A 19,159-nucleotide genomic window follows, 5' to 3' on the forward strand; every position below is an offset into this window, starting at 1 on the left:
GATAGCTGGTTTAACAAATTATTTTTTTGCTCATTATTTTTTACATCTTCTAACTTTAAAAGAAGTCTTTTTATTTCTTTTCTTTTACTTTCAGTTGTCAATCCACCTAAAGAACTGTATGAGCTAGAAGAAATTTCTTTTATTTCTAATTTATTTTCTTTATCTATTTGCTCAATTTCAAAAATTGCATTTTTAAATTCTAATAAATCAGGAATTACTTCTATGGCAGTTTTAAAAAAAGTTTCTTTACTAAAAGAATTTACAAAACAAATAAGATTTATATTTTTTGAGGCTATTTTATCTCTTCGTTGATTGAAGCCATTATATAAATCAGCATTTTCCAAAATATCAAAAAAATCATCTATAAATATAAAACTCTTATCATTTTCATAAAGTTTATTTGAAATATTTTGATAGGTGTTATTTTCTAATTCTAGTGTAATAGAGTTTGAGTGAGCGAAGTTTTCTAAAATATAATTCTTAATATTTTCTCTTAAATTTATGTCAGGATAAAAGATAAAAATAAATCTAAATTTATTCGTATCTAAAACCTTTTTTAGTTTTTTTTGTAACTGTTCAAAATTTAATTCTTTAGCCAAATTTAATCCTTTAATAAATCAATAAAATTCTCATTATCTAGTAAAATTGGATTTATTTGTTTTTCTAAACCATCATCATATTCTAAAACAATTTTTTTTACCATTAACGTTGCAATTTCAGGACTAAAAAGTACTCTATCTTTTTTATATATCTTTTTTAAAACTAAAATCTCATCTTCATTTAAATATTTTTTCATTTCGTCACTAATTGATATTTGAGTGTCTTTTATACTTTGTAGGTCCAAAATTTCTTCATTTGCTTCAATATATGCATTACTAATTATTTTTAATGTTTCACGAGGAGAACCTGCCCCATACTCAATAATCTTTTCAACAACTTCATCATTATCAAACAATCTTTTATCTATTCTTTTATAAATAAATTCTTTAAATCTATTTTTGGATTCTTCATCTAAAGTTATAAGAGGAAAAGATATATGCTGTGCAAACTCTTTTAACTTTCCTACTTCAGAAAAAAGTTCAATTGGTAGAGTAATAATCATATTTGCTTTGATTTCAACAAATTTATTTGAATTAAGAATTAATATTTTTTTCCTATCTTCGTAACTTCCAATTTTTTCAAATCCATCAATTATAAAAAGCATATCTTTTGAAATGCTGTTTTTTTCTAAATAATCTTTTATATCAAAAATAAATTCATTAAATTTCTTACTAAAGTCTGAAAATTTATTTATAAATACTGTTCTAATAGTTTCTTTTGTACTATTAGAGCCTGATAATTTACCTTTTGTTTTTGTTACAAGAGAGAATAAAGAAAATAAATTAATTCCTGCTTTTCCTTCAACTTCAATAGATGCTGATTCATCAGTAGCACTATTGATTTCTATTATTCTTTGGTTATACCATTCATAAAAAGGTTCTATATTTGCTTTTGGAATATCAATATTTTTATCTTTTAAAGTTTGAATTAATTTCTCTAAAATTAAAATTACAATATCAACAAAATCAATATTATTAACATCAAGTTCTTCATCACTTAGATCACAAAAAATAGTAAAATAACATGTAGTTTCATCTATTTCATTTTTTAGTTTTAAAAGTTCTGTTGTTTTTCCTGTTCCTCTATGACCACTTAAAAAAAGTTTTATTGGTTGAGAAATTTTATTACATTTTTTTGTAGTTGGATTAATATTTAAATGCTTATAAATCTTTTTTTCATTAAAACCTTTTCTAAATCCAGAAAAGTCAGTATAAAAATCATTCTTTTCATCAATAGGATTATTAAATGCCACTGCATCTTGAATGTCATAAAAATCAGTTGCTTTATTCATTATTAACCTCATAAGTATTTTTTGTATTATATCTTAGAAAAGCTATATTACTATTAATTAATAATACAGAGATATTATAAGTAATTATAAATAAAATGAAAATCATTTTTTTAGATTTGCAATCCCTACTATTTTACTATCCTTTTACAATTTACAAGCCCCATATTCACGACTTTTTTACTCTCAGAATAACTTTGCTATAATTCCATAAAAAATTAGGATTATCATGTATAAACATATAGAAACATCACTATCACACATTGCAAAATTTGCTCCTTTTGCTGAACAAACGGGTGCATCTCATTTCCCTATTTATAATACGGGAACATTTGATTTGAAAAAACAAGATGGAGATAAAATCTACGATTATACAAGAAGTGATAACCCAACAAGAGAGATGTTAGAAAACTTATTTACTAAAGTTGAAGGGGGAGCTGGATGTGTATGTACTCATACTGGTATTGCTTCTGTTTCTTTACTTTTTGAAACGACTTTAAAAGCTAATTCTCATATCTTAGTTGAAGCTGATTGTTATGGTGGGACGTTTAGATTACTAAAAATATTCAAAGAAAAATACAATGTTACTGTTCACTTTGCAGACTTCTTAGAATTTGATACTATGGAAGAAATCCTAAAAAACAATCCTATTGATTTAGTATTATGTGAAAGCCCTACTAATCCAGGTCTTAAAATTATTGACTTAAAAAAAGTAGCCTCTTTAGCACATGATAACGGCGCTTTATTTGCAGTTGATAATTCACTTGCTACTTTCATTTCACAACGTCCACTTGAACTAGGTGCTGATTTCTCACTATTTTCAACTACTAAATATATCTCAGGTCATGGTGCAGTTGTAGCTGGTGCAATTGTTGCTAAAACAAAAGAGTTAAGCGATCAAGTTCACTACTATGCAAATGCAAGTGGAAGATCTCAAAATCCAATGGATGTGTATTTAATCACTCTTGGTATTCCTACGTTAAAGGTGAGAATGATTGAACATGAAAAAAACTCGATTATTATTGCTAAGTATTTAGAAAAACAAGACTATATAGTAAAAGTTACACATCCGAGTTTAGAATCTCATCCTCAACATGAGCTTGCACGTGAGCAAATGGATTATATTCCAGGACTATTTTGTGTAGATTTCAATAGTGTTGAATTAGCTGAAAAGTTTATTGAAAATACTAAAATATTTGGTGAAAAATGTTCATTTGGAAGTCCTGATTCAAGAGTAGAAATTCCTGCTAAGATTTCTCATGCCTCATTCTCAAAAGAAGAATTAGCAGCTATTGGAATAGCTGATAGTACGGTTAGATTTTCTATTGGTTTAGAAAATGTAGAAGATTTAATCGAAGATATTGAACAAGCTGTAAAAAAGTAGACAAATAATAAATGAACAAAACTATTTTTACACATATTCCTTGTGGAGAAACTTTACCACAAAACAATATTCATGCAGTGTCGGTTTCAATGCCACACTTGCAAAATGTAATTGATTATGAAGAACAAACACCTGAGATTTTAGAAAAAATCACAAGTGCTTATCCTAGGTTTGTACTTCATCCTTATTTAAAAAAATTAGCTCTTTATATAAAAGACAAGTATTCTATTTGTGATGATTATGAAGTTGTACTTTTGAGTTCTCAAAAAGCAGTTGAGTTGATTAGTGATAAGTATTTTATTCACAATAAAGTTGAAGTAAATGAAACTTTTGGAGTTATATTAGTTCAAAAAGGAACTTCTCAGCTTCAAAAAGTATTGATGTATATTCAACATGTTGGGTGTAATTTATCTTCAAGATTTGCAGAGCAATATCTTTTTGATTTAGGACTATTAGACTGCTTACATAAAGAAGAAGTTGAAGATAAAGACAAAGCTAAAGATATCATAATAGATACTCTAGCAAATGCTTATAATCAACCAAAAGAAAATGTTTGTTTAGCACCATCAGGAATGAATGCAATATATTCAATTGTACGAGGACTTAATTCAATCCAAAGTCATAATGGAAGAACTATATTAGTTCAGTTTGGTTGGTTATATCTTGATACTATGAATATTGTAAATCATCACTATACACAATCAAAAGTATTTCCTGATATCTTAAATCTTGATTTATTAGAAGATTATCTAAAAATTGATGGAAATAAAGTAAGTGCAATTATTACAGAAGTTCCTACAAATCCTCTACTTAAAACAGTAGATATAAAAAGATTAAGAGCATTATGTGATGAGTATAATATTCCATTAGTAATAGATACTACTTTTGCAACACCTTTTAACTTAAATTTAGAAGATTATGCAGATATATTTGTAGAGTCACTTACAAAGTTTGCCTGTGGAAATGCAGATGTTTTAATGGGTGCAATTATTTTAAATAAAAAGCACAATCTTTCACATATGAGTGTAGAGTTTTTCAAACACTGTGACCCTGTATATATAAAAGATATGCAAAGATTAGCATATGAAATAAAGGGTTATAAAACAAGAGTAAAAAAGATTTCATCTAATACTAAAAAATTGGTTGAATACTTCAAAACTTGCCCATATATAAAACATATTTATTATTGTTTAAATGATGAAAATAAAGATAATTATTCTCAAACAATGAGAGATGATAATAGTTTGACGGGGATTATTTCTGTTACTTTCAACAAAGATTTTAAAGAAGTATATGACAATCTAAATTTTGCAAAAGGGCCTAGCTTAGGAACTGAATTTACACTTCTTATGCCTTATACTTATTTAGCGCATTGGGATTTAGTTATAAGTGAAGTTGGTAATAAATTTTTAGAAAAAATAGGACTTCCTATTGATTTACTTAGAATCTCAGTTGGTACAGAAGATATTGAAGATATTATCAAAGAGTTTAAAAGACTAGAGAAGTAATTCTCTAATCTTAAATATTTAGTTTTTTAAAGTTTTAAAACACCTTTAACACGAGCAACTGTATCAGCTGTTGATAAAGAAAGTCTAACAATACTATCAGCATTTGCTTTTAAATTATGAACAATACTAGCTTCAAGTGAAACAATATCACCTTTTATAAGAGTATAAACCTTTTGCCCTACTCCAAAGTCTATTTCACCTTCAAAGATTTCAACTGTTATTGGAAAAGATGTTTTATGGTCTTTCATAATTTGATCTTTTTTAAAAACTATTCTTATTTCTTTTGAACTATCACTTTCAAACATTGGAGTAATTTTTACTTTTGACTCACCATATTCTAAATTATCATATATATTAAATTTATTCATTTTAAAATCCTTTAGTAGTTAAAAAAGAGAGTATATCTTCTTTTCTGATAAGTATTATTGATTTTAATCAATTAAATATTTATATAAAGATTTTAACTAATAAATTTTAAGTGGCTATATATGGGCTATAATTAAGTAGTATACTTTCAATACAAAATATCTATTTCCTAAATTTTATGATATTTGTAAGCTTTTGATTTTTGTAGTGTGTTTAGTTTTGAGCGATTCTAAGCAGGTTATTTTTGGAAAATCTTAATAATAAATAGAACATATCCTCCTTAATGTTCTATTTATTTTCTTATTTATTTATTTTCAAAATATATTTATAAATATTATCTATATCTTTTGCCGTATTACCAATTGCATAAGGTCTCATCTCTTGAGCATTTCCTAAATTATAAGAACCAATTTTATAACCTTTTATTGCATCTTGAAAATCTTCTAAACTAATAGAATTTAATGGCTTTAAATTATAAAGTTCTTTTTCTGCTTTTATACCATGACAAGAAGAACATTTATTTTTATAAATTTTTTCACCTTTTGCATACTCTTGCAACTTAATTTCTTTTTTATTTAATTCGATTTCTTTTTGTTTTTTATCTTCAATCTCTGTAAGTATTTCTGATTTTAAAGACTCTTTTGTATTTTGTTTTAAAACTGTATTTTGTTTTTCAAAAACATAAAGATAATCATCTTTTTTTATTTTAACGTTTTGAATTTTCCAACCATCTTTTAACATATCTTTTTGACTTTTTACACCTTCACATAAACCACCATTTAATTTCACATTTTCTATTGTTGATATATCTTCGTGATTTTTCTTAAAACACATAGTTATATCTGAAAATGCAAATGTTGAAAAAGTAGTTAAAATTACAATTTTTGTAAAAACTTTCATTTTTTATTCTCCCTAAAAATATTTATAGAAGGATAATATCATAAAATTTTTAAATTTATATTTCAAAAAAGTAATTTTTTTAACATTCTTGTTTTAAAGGGTTTTTTTATCAAAAAAATAGTAATTTCTTGTCTTTTATAGCTTGAATATAGCCTTAATATAGCTTGAGTATAGCCCTTTATTATAGGCTTTATAGCCTCAATATAGCACTAAGAATACTTTAAAAATAAGTATGTAAAATTTTTTTCATGTTTCATTAATGATGGTTATATTTTATAATAAAATAACCTACATTAATTAAAAATATAATTTATATATCAAGGATAGTAAAATGAGAAAATTTGTAAAGATGAGTTTAGCTGCTGCTGTTACACTTGCTGGTTTAAATTCTAGTGTAAGTGCTAATACTTTAACAGAAGTTGCTGATAATTTTGATGTATTTGGTTACGTTCAAGTAAGATATGACAATAGTAACAGTCAAGATAAAACAAGTAATGATTCTTTTACACATAAAGAAGTGCTTGGAGCAACTGGTAAATTAACTGATAACTTAAGTTATATGTTTGCAGGAGCAAATCTTGAAATAGATGATAAAAATGCAGAAAAAGGAATTGGATACTCAAGTTTATTAATGGTTTATAATTACTTTACATATACAGGAATTGAAAATACTTCTATCTCAGCAGGTAGACAAGGTTTAGATACACCATTAACAGTTGTATATGACCCAGCTACTGCAACATCTGAAGCAAATGGAGTTAGTTTAACTAGTAAACTTGGAGATGTAAGTATTAATGCTGCTTATTTCGTAAATACGAATTTTGATTTAGGTGATAGAAATGACACTACAACTGATACTACAAAATTTCCAGGAACAGCAATTACAGGTGCTGAATCTTATGGTCATATAGGTCTTACAGCAAAAGCTGGACCTGCAACAGTTGATGCATGGTATGCTACTATGTCAGATAAATATGATACTTATACAGTAGGAGCAAAAGCTAATATTAAAGCTGGTGATGCAATGATTAAACCATATTTAAGATATTCTGCTGCTGATATTGATGGAGTTAATGAAGATAACAGCTTGTGGAAAGTTGGAGTTTCTGCAAAAGCTGGTATTGTTGGTGCTAATATAGATTATGGTCAAACTGATAAAGATGGTGGTTGGGTTACATTTGATAACGATGCAGCAGCAAACTTACAAGGTTGGAAACTTAGTTTATTAGGTAATGCTGATGCAAAACTTATGAAAGCTGGATTAAATGTTGATGTATTACCAAATGTAAATCTTTCTGCTAATTATGTTGATTTAGAGATTGCTAATTCAGATGCAAATGAAGTATATGCAACTGCAACATATAAAATCACAAAAAGTATCACAGCTTATGCTAGATTTGGACAAGTTGATGATGATGCAAAAACAGATAAAGAAGAATTCTCAAGAGTTAATCTTCTTTGGTTATTCTAATCTAAATTTATTAAAAAGGTTCAAATATATTTTGAACCTTTTAATAGATTTTACTTACAAAATATCTGCATTTAGTAAAAGAAACAATCCCAATATAAACATAAAAATAGGTGCTAATATTTCTAAAAAATTTGTAAATTTTATAGATTTATTTGAAACTTTATTTAAAGAAACACCTAAAAAAGAAGAAAGAAAAATTACCAATCCCATTCCTAAACTAATTGCAATACTTGCTAAAAAAACAGAAAAATATGTTTTTAAGATAAAAGCATAAACAAATAAAACTACAGTTCCCGGACAAGGAATAAGACCTGCTGTTAAAACAAAATATAAATCTTGTTTTTTTCTATTTTTATCAAAATGTATTTCATTTTTACTTGTTCTTATAAAACTTATATCTTTTTTTTCAGTTGAGAACATTGGTTTATTTTGTTCTAGCATAGAACAAGCACTACAAACACAAGATTTTTTCTTTAATTTTCTATATAAAATATATAAGGATAAAAGCATAATTAACACGGCACTTACACTTGTAATATATGAAATCCAATCATCTAAAAAACTACTAAATACACTTTGAAGTATAAAAATAGAAATTATTACTAAAATTAATGCACCTAATATATGGATAAATGCAGTCAAAAAAGAAATTACAAAAGCTTGGGTATATGAACTTTTTTGTGCAGAAAAATATGAAAATGCTAAAGCTTTTCCATGACCTGGTCCTAAAGCATGAATAATTCCATAAATAAATGAAGCTAAAAGCAAAAATAAAAGAGCAAGTTTATCTTCTCCTTTTTCAATATCTAATAAATATTGTTTAATTTTTTTTACAAATTTTTCTAATAGACCAAGTTCTTTTTCTACTAAAAAAGTATCTTCATTTTCTATTTTTGTTTCAATTGTTTCTTTAATTATCTCATTTTCAATTATTCTATTTTTTTCATTAATATTAGTATTTTTTAAACTTGGTGCATCTATTGTAAAAGTTACATTATGTGTTTGAACTTCTTTTTTTATCTTATAAGGAATAGATAAAAGCTGTTTCTTTTCATCAAAAATCATTATAAAATATGATTCTTCATCATAAATTTTGATAAATAATCTATTTTTATCAAAAATTTCATAATTTAAATCCAAGGTATATTCAAAATAAAGACTTGAATTTTTATATGCCAATTTATAATTTTTTACATTTATTTGATTTGAATTAGCATTTATTTGTTTATCATAAGATATAAATGTTAGATAATTTCTAGGCTCAATATAAACTAAAAGTGAATCCTCAATAGGTTCTAACTCTTCTTTACTAAATATTCCATCAAAATTTCTATCATATAATTCTAATAATTCAAGAGTAAAACTTTTTGAAAAAGTCCATTTAATTTTTGCTGTTTTAATATTTTTTTTGTCTGCTTTTATATTAATTGAAATATCCATTTTTGGAGAAGAAACAGTACAAATAGTGCATCCAAAAAGGATGCCCTGAAATAAAATTATAAAAACTAAAAAACGTATCATCTATATATATTAGCTATTTCTTCTGCTGTTTTAATTAGATTTTCATCCCAATTAATAGCTAAATGATCCATCGTAACAACTTTTCCTTTTATACTTTTTGCAATAACTCTTGCACTTTTTTGTGAAAATTGAGGTGCTACAAATACAATCTTTATATTATGTTCTTTTGCATCTTTTATTAATTCAACCAATTCACTAGGTTTTGGTTCTTTCCCTTGAGTTTCAATAGCAACTTGTTCTAAATGATATCTTTTTGAAAAATATCCCCATGATGGATGAAATACCATAAATGCCTTATGTTCAACTGGTTTTAAAATTTCTTCTAATTTTTTATTTAGAACATCTAACTCTTGGATAAAATTTTTATAATTTGATTTATAAAAATCACTATTTTTAGAATCAATTTTTATTAATGCATCTAAAATATTTTTAGCTTGTATTTTTACTAAAATAGGATCAGTCCAAATATGTGGATCTAAACCTTCATGTTCATGATGTGTTTCTTCTTTTTTATGATTTTGTGTCTTCTCTTCTTCATGATGTGAATGTTCTTTCATTTCTAATTTATCAATATTTTCTGCTGTATCAACAATTAGCATATTTTTATTAGAGTTTCTAAATTTTTCTAACCAAACATCTTCAAATGGAACATCGATTGCAAAATATATTTTTGAATTTGCTAATTTTTTCATTTGTGAAGTTTTTGGCTCATAAGTTGTTGGAGAAAAACCTGCTTTAACCATTACATTTATATTTAATTTATCACCTGCAATTTTTTCTACGAAATACTTTTGAGGTAAAATACTTACTGTTACTTCTTGTTTTGAAGCAAAAGATAAACTTGCTATTACAAGAACTGCTAATATTATTTTTTTCATATATCTTCCTATATTTATTTTATGCAACTTAGTTGCGATTTTTGAATTTTAATCAATTATTTCTTTAATGCAACTTAGTCGTAAAAATTAAGTTTAAAGATAAATAGATATAATTATAAAATGAACATAGAAACAATAACACAAGAAAAAAACATTAAGTTAACAAATGCAAGAAAAGCAATCCTAGAAACCTTAGTAAATTCTGACAAACCTTTATGTTATGAAGATATAAAAGATAAGTTAGCTATGGATAAAGCAACTTTTTATAGAAATATAATAAAGTTTGAAGAAGAGAACATTGTTAGTTCTTTTGAGTCTAATGATAAAAAAAGATACTTTGAAGTTCAAAAAACAAAACATTCACATTTTATTTGTACGACTTGTTCGAAAATTGAATGTATTCACTCTAAACCTGACTTAAAACTTGATGGTTATCAAGTTGATAATATTATTATAAAGGGTATTTGCCCAAACTGTTTAAAAGAAGGATGAACTAAATGATTAAAAAACTAGTCGCACTAGAACAATTTATAAATAAAGAAGCCCTAAGTGGTATTTTACTTTTTGTTGCAACTGTTGCTGCTGTAATTGTTGCAAATTCAAGTTATGGACAAGCCTATTATGATTTATGGCATATGCCTTTAGGTATGAATTTAGGTGAGTTAAAAATATCTATGACTTTAACATATTGGATTGATGATGCACTTATGGCATTGTTTTTCTTAATGGTAGGATTAGAAATAAAAAGAGAAATGCTTGTTGGCGAATTATCATCTGTAAGTAAAGCATCATTCCCTATTATTGCAGCAATTGGAGGAATGGCAATTCCTGCATTAGTTTATGTTGCTTTTAATCCTGATAATCCATTAGGTTTTGGTATTCCAATGGCAACTGATATTGCTTTTGCACTTGGTATTTTAATGCTTCTTGGAACAAGAGTAAACCCAGCACTTAAACTATTTTTAGTAGCACTTGCAGTTGTTGATGATTTAGGTGCTGTTTTAGTAGTTGCAACTGTATATACAAGTGATATACAATCAGAATATTTCTTACATGCAGGTATTGTTTATGCTTTAATTTGGGCTTTAAACTTTAAGGGTGTAACAAAACTTTTACCATATCTAATTTTAGGTATTGCTTTATGGTTCTACATTCATGCCATTGGTATTCATGCAACAATTGCTGGTGTTTTATTAGCTTTTGCTATTCCTATTAAATCAAAAATAGATGAGCGTAACTTTATTAAAGAATCAAAAAGAGATATTGAAGATTTCGAAAAAAACATGGATACGCTACCTATTTTAAATCATCATCAAATTGATTCATTAGAAAGTATTGGATACAACTATGATAAAGTTCAAAACCCTTTAGTTAGATTAGAACATAACCTACATGGTTTATCAGCATTTTTTATTATGCCTTTATTTGCATTTTCAAATGCAGGTGTTTTAATTGACTTCTCAACAGTAAATGCAAACCTTATGATTGTTTTAGGTGTTGTATTTGGTCTTGTAATTGGTAAACCAATTGGGATATTTGGATTTACATATCTTGCAACAAAACTAAATATTGTGAAAAAACCAGACAATATTTCATGGTCTGAAGTTATAGCAGTTGGATTCTTAGGTGGTATTGGATTTACAATGTCAATCTTTATTACTCACTTAGCATTCTTAGATGAAGCTATTATTGCAGCGGTTAAATTAGGTGTATTTGGAGCATCGTTTATTGCAGCGGTAATTGGAGTTCTTCTAATCTTAAGAGTTAAAAAAGCATAATACTTTAAAACCTTACAAACTATTCTATATAAAAAGAATATCAAGATTTACTCATTTTTTTGAGTAAATCTTAGCTTTTACAAATTTTCAAAACTATTTTATTTTATACAAAAGACAAGAGATGACACAAACAAATAAGAATATATTTTTTGCATTAATGTTTCTAGCAATGGCTGGATGGGGTGCTTCATGGGTAAATGCAAAGGTATTAAGTGCATATATGAATGAATATGAACTAATATTTTTTAGAAATATCTTCACTCTAATTACACTTGCACCCGTACTTATGTTTACACGTAAATATTTTTATATAAACTTTAGAAGTATTATTTTAGCAATTATTACAGCTGTTATTATGATTGTATATTTAAAATGCTATTTTTTAGGTACTAAATACGGTACCGCTTCACTAGGTGGGGCATTAGTAACAACACTAATTCCTATAAATACTTTTTTACTTATGGCTTTATTTTTTGGGAAAAAAATACAAAGAAAAGATATCTTTGCACTTTGTATTGGTGCTATTGGTGTTTTAACTATGTTAAATGTATGGTCTTTTTCAGCAGAACAAATACTTGCAAAACAAAATCTTTACTTTTTAGCAGGTTCAATTTTATGGCCAATTTTAACAATTATTAGTTCAAAAGTTACAAAAACTTCTCCTCTTGTTTTTACATTTTATATGTACTTATTTATGACTATTATTGTAAGTATATTTTTTGTAGAGTTTAAAGAGATAAATTATTCAAGTTATGATTATATATTTTGGATAAATATATTGAGTTTAGCAGTTATTTCAACAACATTTGCAACAAGTATTTATTTTATAGGAATAGAGAAATTAGGAACAAATGAAGTTAGTTCTTTTATCTTTTTAGTTCCATTATTTGCAATAATATTTAGTGTAATATTTTTAAAAGAACATATTAGTTTTTCAATAATTATAGGAACAATTTTAACTCTATTTGCAGTTAAGATACTAAATAATATTATAATTTTTAAGAAAAAAGAAGTAGTAGTTTAAACTACTTCTTTTATGCAGCTTTAATCTCTTGGGCAACTTTTTTTGAAGCATCTGAGAAATTTGTAAGTTTTTTCATAACTAAAGAAGCTGTTAAATCTCCTGTTACATTAATAGTAGTTCTACACATATCTAAAATTCTATCCACACCTAATATAAGTGCTATTCCTTCAACAGGCACTCCAATTCCTTGTAAAATAGTTGCAAGAATAACTATACCAACCCCAGGAGTACTAGGTGTTCCTATTGATGCACCAACAGTTGTAAGTGCCAAAATAACTATTTCAACAAAACTTAATTCAATACCAAATAGTTGTGTTAAAAATATTGCTGCACAAACTTGATAAAGTGCTGTTCCATCCATATTTATAGTAGCTCCTAAAGGAATAATAAATTTAGATATTGGAGTTGGAACATTTAATTTATCTTCAGCTGTATTCATAGATAAGCCCATAACAGCAGCAGATGATGAAGTTGAAAATGCCATAAGCTGAACTTCTCTTACCCTTCTTAAAAAATCTAAGGGTTTTATTTTTGAACTTAAATAAACTACAAGCAAATAAAAACATAAAAGTAAAAAAAGACCAGTAATTACTGTGAAAACATACATAGACATTGAAGAGATTGCATCAAATCCAATTTTAATAGTAATACTACATAAAAGTCCAAATACAGCATAAGGTGCAAGTTTCATAGCCCAATCAATTACCTTCATTGAAAATGCTTGAAATGCTCTTGCAAGGTCAATTAAAGGTTTTGCATCTTCTTTATTGATATTCATTAAAGCAACTCCAATAAATATAGCTAATATAACAAAAGCTAAAATATTTCCATCTAACCTTGCTTGTACAGTATTTACGGGAATTAATCCAACTATCATATCTGGTATTGAAATACTTGAACTTGCTATTGCAACTGGTGCTATAATAGTTGAAGTTGTAGATGAAATTATATCAGCAGATACAAAGTTTCCTGGTTGAATTATATATGTTATACATATTCCAATAGTTACAGCAATTATAGTTGTAAATACAAAATATGGAGCAATTTTTAATCCTAAACTTTTTAATGTAGCTGTATCATCAGCACTTGTTATTCCTAAAATAATTGAACTCATAACTAAAGGAATTACAACCATTTTAATTAAAGCTAAAAATATATTTCCAGCTAATGCAACCCATGGTGCAATAGAGAGTGCAATATCATTTGGAACTAAAGCAAATGCACTTGGAGATAAAATCAAACCACAAATAACACCTAAAATCATCCCAATTATAACTTTAAACCAAAGTTGTTTTAACATAATTATTTATCCTTGTTTTATTTTAAAATATGTATATAGTAAGTATTTATTTGAGGTAGAGATAAAGTAGTGAAAATCGAAAAACTAATAGTTTTTCGATTTTCTCATTTGAAGTAATTCTCTTTGAACAGAGATATTAACTTCTTCATTTGGTTCATAATCTAATGAATAATTTCTTCCATCGTAATCAACAGAATTTAAAATTACTTTCATAGCTTCAAGTCTTGCTTTATGTTTGTCATCACTTCTAACAACATACCAAGGAGCTGATCTTGATGTTGTACGTCTTAGCATTTCATATTTTTTTTCAGAGAATTCATCCCATAAATCTTGTGCTTGCATATCAACTTCTGAGAATTTCCACTGTCTTAGTGGATCTTCAATTCTTCTATCAAATCTTCTTTTTTGTTCTTCTTTTGAAACAGAGAAATAAAGTTTAATTAGAATCATTCCTTGTCTTACTAAATCTTGCTCAAAATTAACAACATCTTCCATAAATATTTCATGTTCTTCTTTTGAACAAAAACCAAAAATTGGCTCAACCATTGCTCTGTTATACCACGATCTATCAAATAAAACTATCTCTCCACCAGTTGGGAAATGAGTAATATATCTTTGGAAGAACCATTGATTTCTTTGTGTATCAGTTGGTTTACCTAGTGCTACTATTCTATAATGCTTATTATTCATATATCTAGTAATTCGTCTAATAGCACCACCTTTTCCAGAAGCATCTCTTCCTTCAAAGATAATAATCATTCTTTTATTTTGAGACTCAAGATAGTTTTGAAGTTTAATTAATTCAATTTGATATTTTTTCAACTCTTCTAAATCATAAATCTTTTGAATACCCTCTGCTAAAACTTGCTCATCTAATTTTTTATAATCACCTAAAATTGAAATAAGCTTTTTATTTTCTTCAATCATTCTATCTAAAGCTTCATTTTGAACTTTTGGGGTATCTGAGGATTTTAAAGCAGTTTTTTGAGTAATTACTTGTTCTTCTTTTTTCACTATTATTGAATCCTTGAAACTTTGCATTAAATCTAAAGCAGATTTTTTAGTTAGATTATCCTTTTTTGTATAACCTAATACCTTAACGTATCTCTTTCTTTCATATTGAAATCTAGCTATATACTTTCTTCCAAAAAGTGGGTGGACAGCTTTTGATATGTACAATCCACTTGAACTAGTTTTTTCAAAATCACTTAAATTCATATTTATTGTACCCTTGCAAATTTATTTTTTTGTTCCATATTTTCAATTTCATCTATTCCTGAAAGTAAAATATCTTCTTCGTCATTTTTACTATTTATTTCAATTTTATCTGTATATTCAACATGTGATAAAATATATTTTATACAATTAATTCTAGCTTTTTTCTTATCATCACTTTTAATAATTGTCCATGGAGCATGGTCTGTATTTGAAGCCATTAACATAGAAAATTTAGCAATTGTATATTTATCCCATAATAATTGAGACTCTTTATCTACTGGTGATAATTTGTATTGTTTTAATGGATCAGTTTCTCTTTTTGAGAATCGTCTTGCTTGCTCTTTTTTAGAAACAGAGAAATAAAATTTCATTAAGATAATTCCTGATTTTACCAACATTTTTTCAAATTCTGGTACTTCTTTTAGAAATTCATGATGCTCTTCTGTTGTACAAAATCCCATAACAGGTTCAACACCTGCTCTGTTATACCATGATCTATCAAATAAAACTATTTCTCCAGCACTAGGAAGATGCTTTGTATATCTTTGAAAATACCACTGTGTTCTTTCGATATCACTTGGTTTTTCTAAAGCAACTACTCTTGCACCCCTAGGGTTTAAATGTTCTGTTATTCTTTTGATAGTACCACCTTTTCCAGCAGCATCTCTTCCTTCAAATATCAGAAGCACTTTTAAACCTTGTTCTTTTACATAGTTTTGAAATTTTAATAATTCAATTTGTAATACAGTTAATTCTTTTTCATAAGCTAAGGTATCTTTTTTAACCCAAATTTGGATTTTTTTACCTTTTTGTTTCATTATTTTTCGTTTTCGTGAAAAATTCTTACTCTTATGTTTTTCCTCATGAGGTGTATCTATTTCTTCATCATCTTTAAATTCTTCATGTATTATATCTCTATCTTTTCCCATCAAAACTAATTATCCTTTATGAAAGTCTTCCCTTATATTCATTATAACCAAAATTGTTTACAATTTGATAACAATCATTAGATAATTTAATAACTATTGATGGTAACTTAATTCCATTAAAAGTTGTTGTTTTAACCATAGTATAATGAATCATATCTTCTAAAATAATTTTATCCCCTATTTCTAAAGGTTTATCAAAAGAATAATCACCAATAATATCTCCTGCTAAACAAGTATTTCCACCAAGTCTATATGTATATTCTTTTTCATTTGCAATACCTGAATTTCGAATATCTGCACGATATGGCATAGCTAAAGTATCAGGCATATGAGCTTCTGCTGATGTATCTAAAATAGCTAAGTTCATTCCATTTTTTATTACATCTAAAACAGTAGCCACTAAGTAACCCGTTTGCCAACCTACTGCTTCACCTGGTTCTAAGTATACTTTTAAATGTGGATATCTTTTTTTAAAATCTTTTAATAATTTAATTAGTCCTTCTACATCATAATCTTCTCTTGTTATATGATGTCCTCCACCAAAGTTTACCCATTTTAAATCTTTGAAATACATTGAAAAATTATCTTCAAATGCTTTTAATGCACCTTCAAGAGCATCAACATTTTGTTCACAAAGTGCATGAAAATGTAAACCATCAATTCCTTCAAGTTCATCTTCTTCAAAATTTGCTTTTGTAATTCCAAGTCTTGAATTAATTGCACAAGGATTATATAAATCTACCTCAACAGATGAGTATTCTGGATTTATTCTAAGACCTAATGATGTTTTTCCTAAGGCTTTTTGTCTAAATTGTTTTAATTGGTTAAATGAGTTAAAAACAAGATGATTAGATAATTGAATAATTTCATCTATCTCTTCTTCTTTAAATGCAGGTGAATATGTGTGAACTTCTCCACCAAATTCCTCTTTTGCTAGTATTGCTTCATGTAAACCAGAAGCACAACAACCTTTTAAATATTTTTTACATAAATCAAAAGTTGAATAAAGTGCAAAACCTTTTAATGCTAGTAAAATATTAACATCAGCTTCATCTTGCACTCTTTTTAAAAGTTTTAAATTGTTTTCTAATAAATCTTGTTCACATACATAACTAGGACTTGGTAAGTCCTCAAATTTCTTTACAATTTTATTATTCATTATAGGGTTCAAAATCCTCTTTTGTTACACCACAATCAGGACATTCCCAATCTTCGGGAAGATCTTCAAAAGCAGTACCAGGTTCAATCCCGCTATCAGGATCACCAAGTGCGGGATCATAGATATAATCACATACTGTACAAATATATTTTTGCATAATAGTTTCCTTTTGTTAATTTAATAACATATTATACTATTTTTAAGATAATAAGGAAACTATTTAAAAAGTTCTAATCTACTGGTAACTCTAAAATCGTCCAAGGTAAACCTTGAGTCATTAACTCATCCATAAATGGTTTTGCTTCAAACTCTTCGATATTAAATACACCTTTTCCATCCCAAAGTTCTTTATAAATCATCTTAGCACCAATCATTGCAGGAACTCCTGTTGTATAAGAAACAGCTTGTGCTCCTGTTTCTTTATAACACTCTTGATGGTCACAAATATTGTAAATATAAACTTTTTTCTTTTTACCGTCTTTAATACCTTCAATAATACAACCAATATTTGTTTTACCAACAGTTCTTGGTCCAAGTGATGCAGGATCTGGTAAAAGAGTAGCTAAGAACTCAATAGGAATGATTTTTTGCCCTTTATGTTCTACTTCTTTAATACCTAACATTCCAACATTTTGTAAACAATTCATATGTTGAATATAAGAATCTCCAAATGTCATAAAGAATCTAATTCTTTTTAAACCTTTGATATTTTTACATAAAGATTCTAACTCTTCATGGTATAAAAGGTAAGAAGGTTTAACACCTACTTCTGGATAATCATGGTCAACTCTTATTTCTAATGGTTTTGTTTCAATCCATTTTCCATCTTCCCAATATCTACCATTTGAGCTTACTTCTCTTAAGTTAATTTCAGGATTAAAGTTTGTTGCGAATGGATAACCATGGTCACCTGCATTACAATCCATAATATCAATATAGTTTATTTCATCAAATAAGTTTTGTTGAGCGTATGCACAAAATACACCTGTAACACCTGGGTCAAATCCTGAACCTAAAAGAGCTTTAATTCCAGCTTTTTCAAACTCATCATTTTTTGCCCATTGTTCTTTGTACTCAAATTTAGCTTCATCAGGATGTTCATAGTTTGCTGTATCTATATAATCAACACCAGTTTGAATACAAGCATCCATGATTGTTAAATCTTGGTAAGGTAAAGCAACATTTAGTAAAACTTTTGGATTAACTTTTTTAATCAGTTCTACTAAAGCAGGAACATTATCAGCATCAACAGATACTACATCAATATCAACATTTTGATTTTCTTTTATCTCTTTAGCAATAACTTCACACTTTGAAATTGTTCTTGAAGCTAATGTGATTTTTTCAAATGTATCTATGTTCATAGCACACTTAACAGTTGCAACTCGACTAACACCACCAGCACCAATTATTAGAATACCTTTTTTTGTATCAGACATTTTATACCTTTTTTTTAAATTAATGTGATTATATGATTTTTTCAGTAAAGATTTGGTAAAATTCGCTTCTAAACTATCCGGGGATGATTTGGCTTCGATTGGAGCAGAGAGGATTAGTTGCATGTCGGCCTGAACATGCCGTTACACGGTTCATTTTTTTTAGACGCAAACAATACAAATTACGCTCCAGCTTACGCACACGCTGCATAAGTTTTAATTTAGAGACTCGCCTACGGGCTTGAGACTCTGGAGGCTCGCTCTACAGATTCTATCTAAGTAGGTTTTAGCGGGTTCACCCTAGATAGATTATTTGGTTTACCCTGATTCGAGATACCAAAGAAATTTAGAATCTTAGCTTTTTAACTGCCTCGCGGACTGAGTAGTTACTAAGTGAAA

At 27.2% G+C, this 19,159-nt stretch carries 17 protein-coding genes and 1 pseudogene; 6 read left to right on the plus strand and 12 right to left on the minus strand.

The window, feature by feature from the left end; translation table 11 throughout:
- Together ACERKK_RS04345 and ACERKK_RS04350 are read right to left on the minus strand one after the other, a co-directional pair.
- Positions 1–599 (minus strand): annotated as a pseudogene (locus ACERKK_RS04345) (tetratricopeptide repeat protein); the annotation flags it as partial.
- 2 nt (positions 600–601) lie between these two features.
- Positions 602–1,891, minus strand: coding sequence for a hypothetical protein (locus ACERKK_RS04350; protein ID WP_373771855.1), 1,290 nt, complete (start codon positions 1,889–1,891; stop codon positions 602–604).
- A 226-nt stretch (positions 1,892–2,117) separates the two neighbouring features.
- On the opposite strand from ACERKK_RS04350, the gene ACERKK_RS04355 reads away from it, so the two are divergent.
- Both ACERKK_RS04355 and ACERKK_RS04360 read left to right on the plus strand, forming a co-directional pair.
- Positions 2,118–3,272, plus strand: a complete 1,155-nt coding sequence (locus ACERKK_RS04355; protein WP_373771856.1) for a PLP-dependent aspartate aminotransferase family protein — start codon at positions 2,118–2,120, stop codon at positions 3,270–3,272.
- Between the two features lie 11 nt (positions 3,273–3,283).
- Positions 3,284–4,780 carry a PLP-dependent transferase gene (locus tag ACERKK_RS04360; RefSeq protein WP_373771857.1) on the plus strand — a complete coding sequence of 499 codons (1,497 nt, stop codon included), beginning with the start codon at positions 3,284–3,286 and terminating at the stop codon, positions 4,778–4,780.
- A gap of 26 nt (positions 4,781–4,806) precedes the next feature.
- On the opposite strand, the gene ACERKK_RS04365 is transcribed toward ACERKK_RS04360, so the two are convergent.
- Together ACERKK_RS04365 and ACERKK_RS04370 are read right to left on the minus strand one after the other, a co-directional pair.
- The gene (locus ACERKK_RS04365; RefSeq protein ID WP_373771858.1) at positions 4,807–5,148 is read right to left on the minus strand and encodes a cupin; all 342 of its coding nucleotides are present in this window, start codon (positions 5,146–5,148) and stop codon (positions 4,807–4,809) included.
- A 298-nt stretch (positions 5,149–5,446) separates the two neighbouring features.
- Positions 5,447–6,046, minus strand: coding sequence for a cytochrome c (locus ACERKK_RS04370; protein WP_373771859.1), 600 nt, complete (start codon positions 6,044–6,046; stop codon positions 5,447–5,449).
- A 331-nt stretch (positions 6,047–6,377) separates the two neighbouring features.
- Here ACERKK_RS04370 and ACERKK_RS04375 point away from each other — a divergent pair, with 331 nt between their 5' ends.
- A complete protein-coding gene (locus ACERKK_RS04375) occupies positions 6,378–7,517 on the plus strand; it encodes a major outer membrane protein (protein ID WP_373771860.1) in 1,140 nt (379 codons plus the stop codon).
- 54 nt (positions 7,518–7,571) lie between these two features.
- On the opposite strand, the gene ACERKK_RS04380 is transcribed toward ACERKK_RS04375, so the two are convergent.
- Positions 7,572–9,038, minus strand: a complete 1,467-nt coding sequence (locus ACERKK_RS04380) for a DUF1007 family protein (protein WP_373771861.1) — start codon at positions 9,036–9,038, stop codon at positions 7,572–7,574.
- Entirely contained in the window at positions 9,035–9,916 is an 882-nt protein-coding gene (locus ACERKK_RS04385; RefSeq protein WP_373771862.1) for a metal ABC transporter solute-binding protein, Zn/Mn family, read from the minus strand. Before ACERKK_RS04385 ends, ACERKK_RS04380 begins: the two co-directional genes overlap by 4 nt.
- A gap of 120 nt (positions 9,917–10,036) precedes the next feature.
- Here ACERKK_RS04385 and ACERKK_RS04390 point away from each other — a divergent pair, with 120 nt between their 5' ends.
- From ACERKK_RS04390 to ACERKK_RS04400, 3 genes are all read left to right on the plus strand, one after another.
- Positions 10,037–10,408 (plus strand): Fur family transcriptional regulator, encoded by a 372-nt coding sequence (locus tag ACERKK_RS04390; RefSeq protein ID WP_373771863.1) that lies wholly within the window; start codon positions 10,037–10,039, stop codon positions 10,406–10,408.
- A 5-nt stretch (positions 10,409–10,413) separates the two neighbouring features.
- Positions 10,414–11,694: a Na+/H+ antiporter NhaA gene (gene nhaA, locus ACERKK_RS04395; RefSeq protein WP_373771864.1), complete on the plus strand. Its 1,281-nt coding sequence runs from the start codon at positions 10,414–10,416 to the stop codon at positions 11,692–11,694.
- Between the two features lie 121 nt (positions 11,695–11,815).
- Positions 11,816–12,718, plus strand: coding sequence for a DMT family transporter (locus tag ACERKK_RS04400; protein ID WP_373771865.1), 903 nt, complete (start codon positions 11,816–11,818; stop codon positions 12,716–12,718).
- A 10-nt stretch (positions 12,719–12,728) separates the two neighbouring features.
- On the opposite strand, the gene ACERKK_RS04405 is transcribed toward ACERKK_RS04400, so the two are convergent.
- The 6 genes from ACERKK_RS04405 to ACERKK_RS04430 form a co-directional block, all read right to left on the minus strand.
- Positions 12,729–14,018: a dicarboxylate/amino acid:cation symporter gene (locus ACERKK_RS04405; RefSeq protein ID WP_373771866.1), complete on the minus strand. Its 1,290-nt coding sequence runs from the start codon at positions 14,016–14,018 to the stop codon at positions 12,729–12,731.
- A gap of 84 nt (positions 14,019–14,102) precedes the next feature.
- Complete coding sequence (gene ppk2, locus ACERKK_RS04410) at positions 14,103–15,236, minus strand: polyphosphate kinase 2 (protein WP_373771867.1); 1,134 nt, start codon at positions 15,234–15,236, stop codon at positions 14,103–14,105.
- 2 nt (positions 15,237–15,238) lie between these two features.
- Positions 15,239–16,165: a polyphosphate kinase 2 gene (ppk2, locus tag ACERKK_RS04415; protein ID WP_373771868.1), complete on the minus strand. Its 927-nt coding sequence runs from the start codon at positions 16,163–16,165 to the stop codon at positions 15,239–15,241.
- A 16-nt stretch (positions 16,166–16,181) separates the two neighbouring features.
- On the minus strand, positions 16,182–17,324 hold the full coding sequence (gene nspC, locus ACERKK_RS04420; protein ID WP_373771869.1) for a carboxynorspermidine decarboxylase: 1,143 nt from the start codon (positions 17,322–17,324) through the stop codon (positions 16,182–16,184).
- Positions 17,317–17,481, minus strand: coding sequence for a rubredoxin (gene rd, locus ACERKK_RS04425; RefSeq protein WP_373771870.1), 165 nt, complete (start codon positions 17,479–17,481; stop codon positions 17,317–17,319). Before rd ends, nspC begins: the two co-directional genes overlap by 8 nt.
- Positions 17,482–17,554: 73 nt before the next feature.
- Positions 17,555–18,763 (minus strand): saccharopine dehydrogenase family protein, encoded by a 1,209-nt coding sequence (locus tag ACERKK_RS04430; protein ID WP_373771871.1) that lies wholly within the window; start codon positions 18,761–18,763, stop codon positions 17,555–17,557.
- Between the last annotated feature and the right edge of the window lie 396 nt (positions 18,764–19,159).

It is taken from the genome of Poseidonibacter sp. (genome assembly GCF_041821165.1).
GTDB lineage: Bacteria > Campylobacterota > Campylobacteria > Campylobacterales > Arcobacteraceae > Poseidonibacter.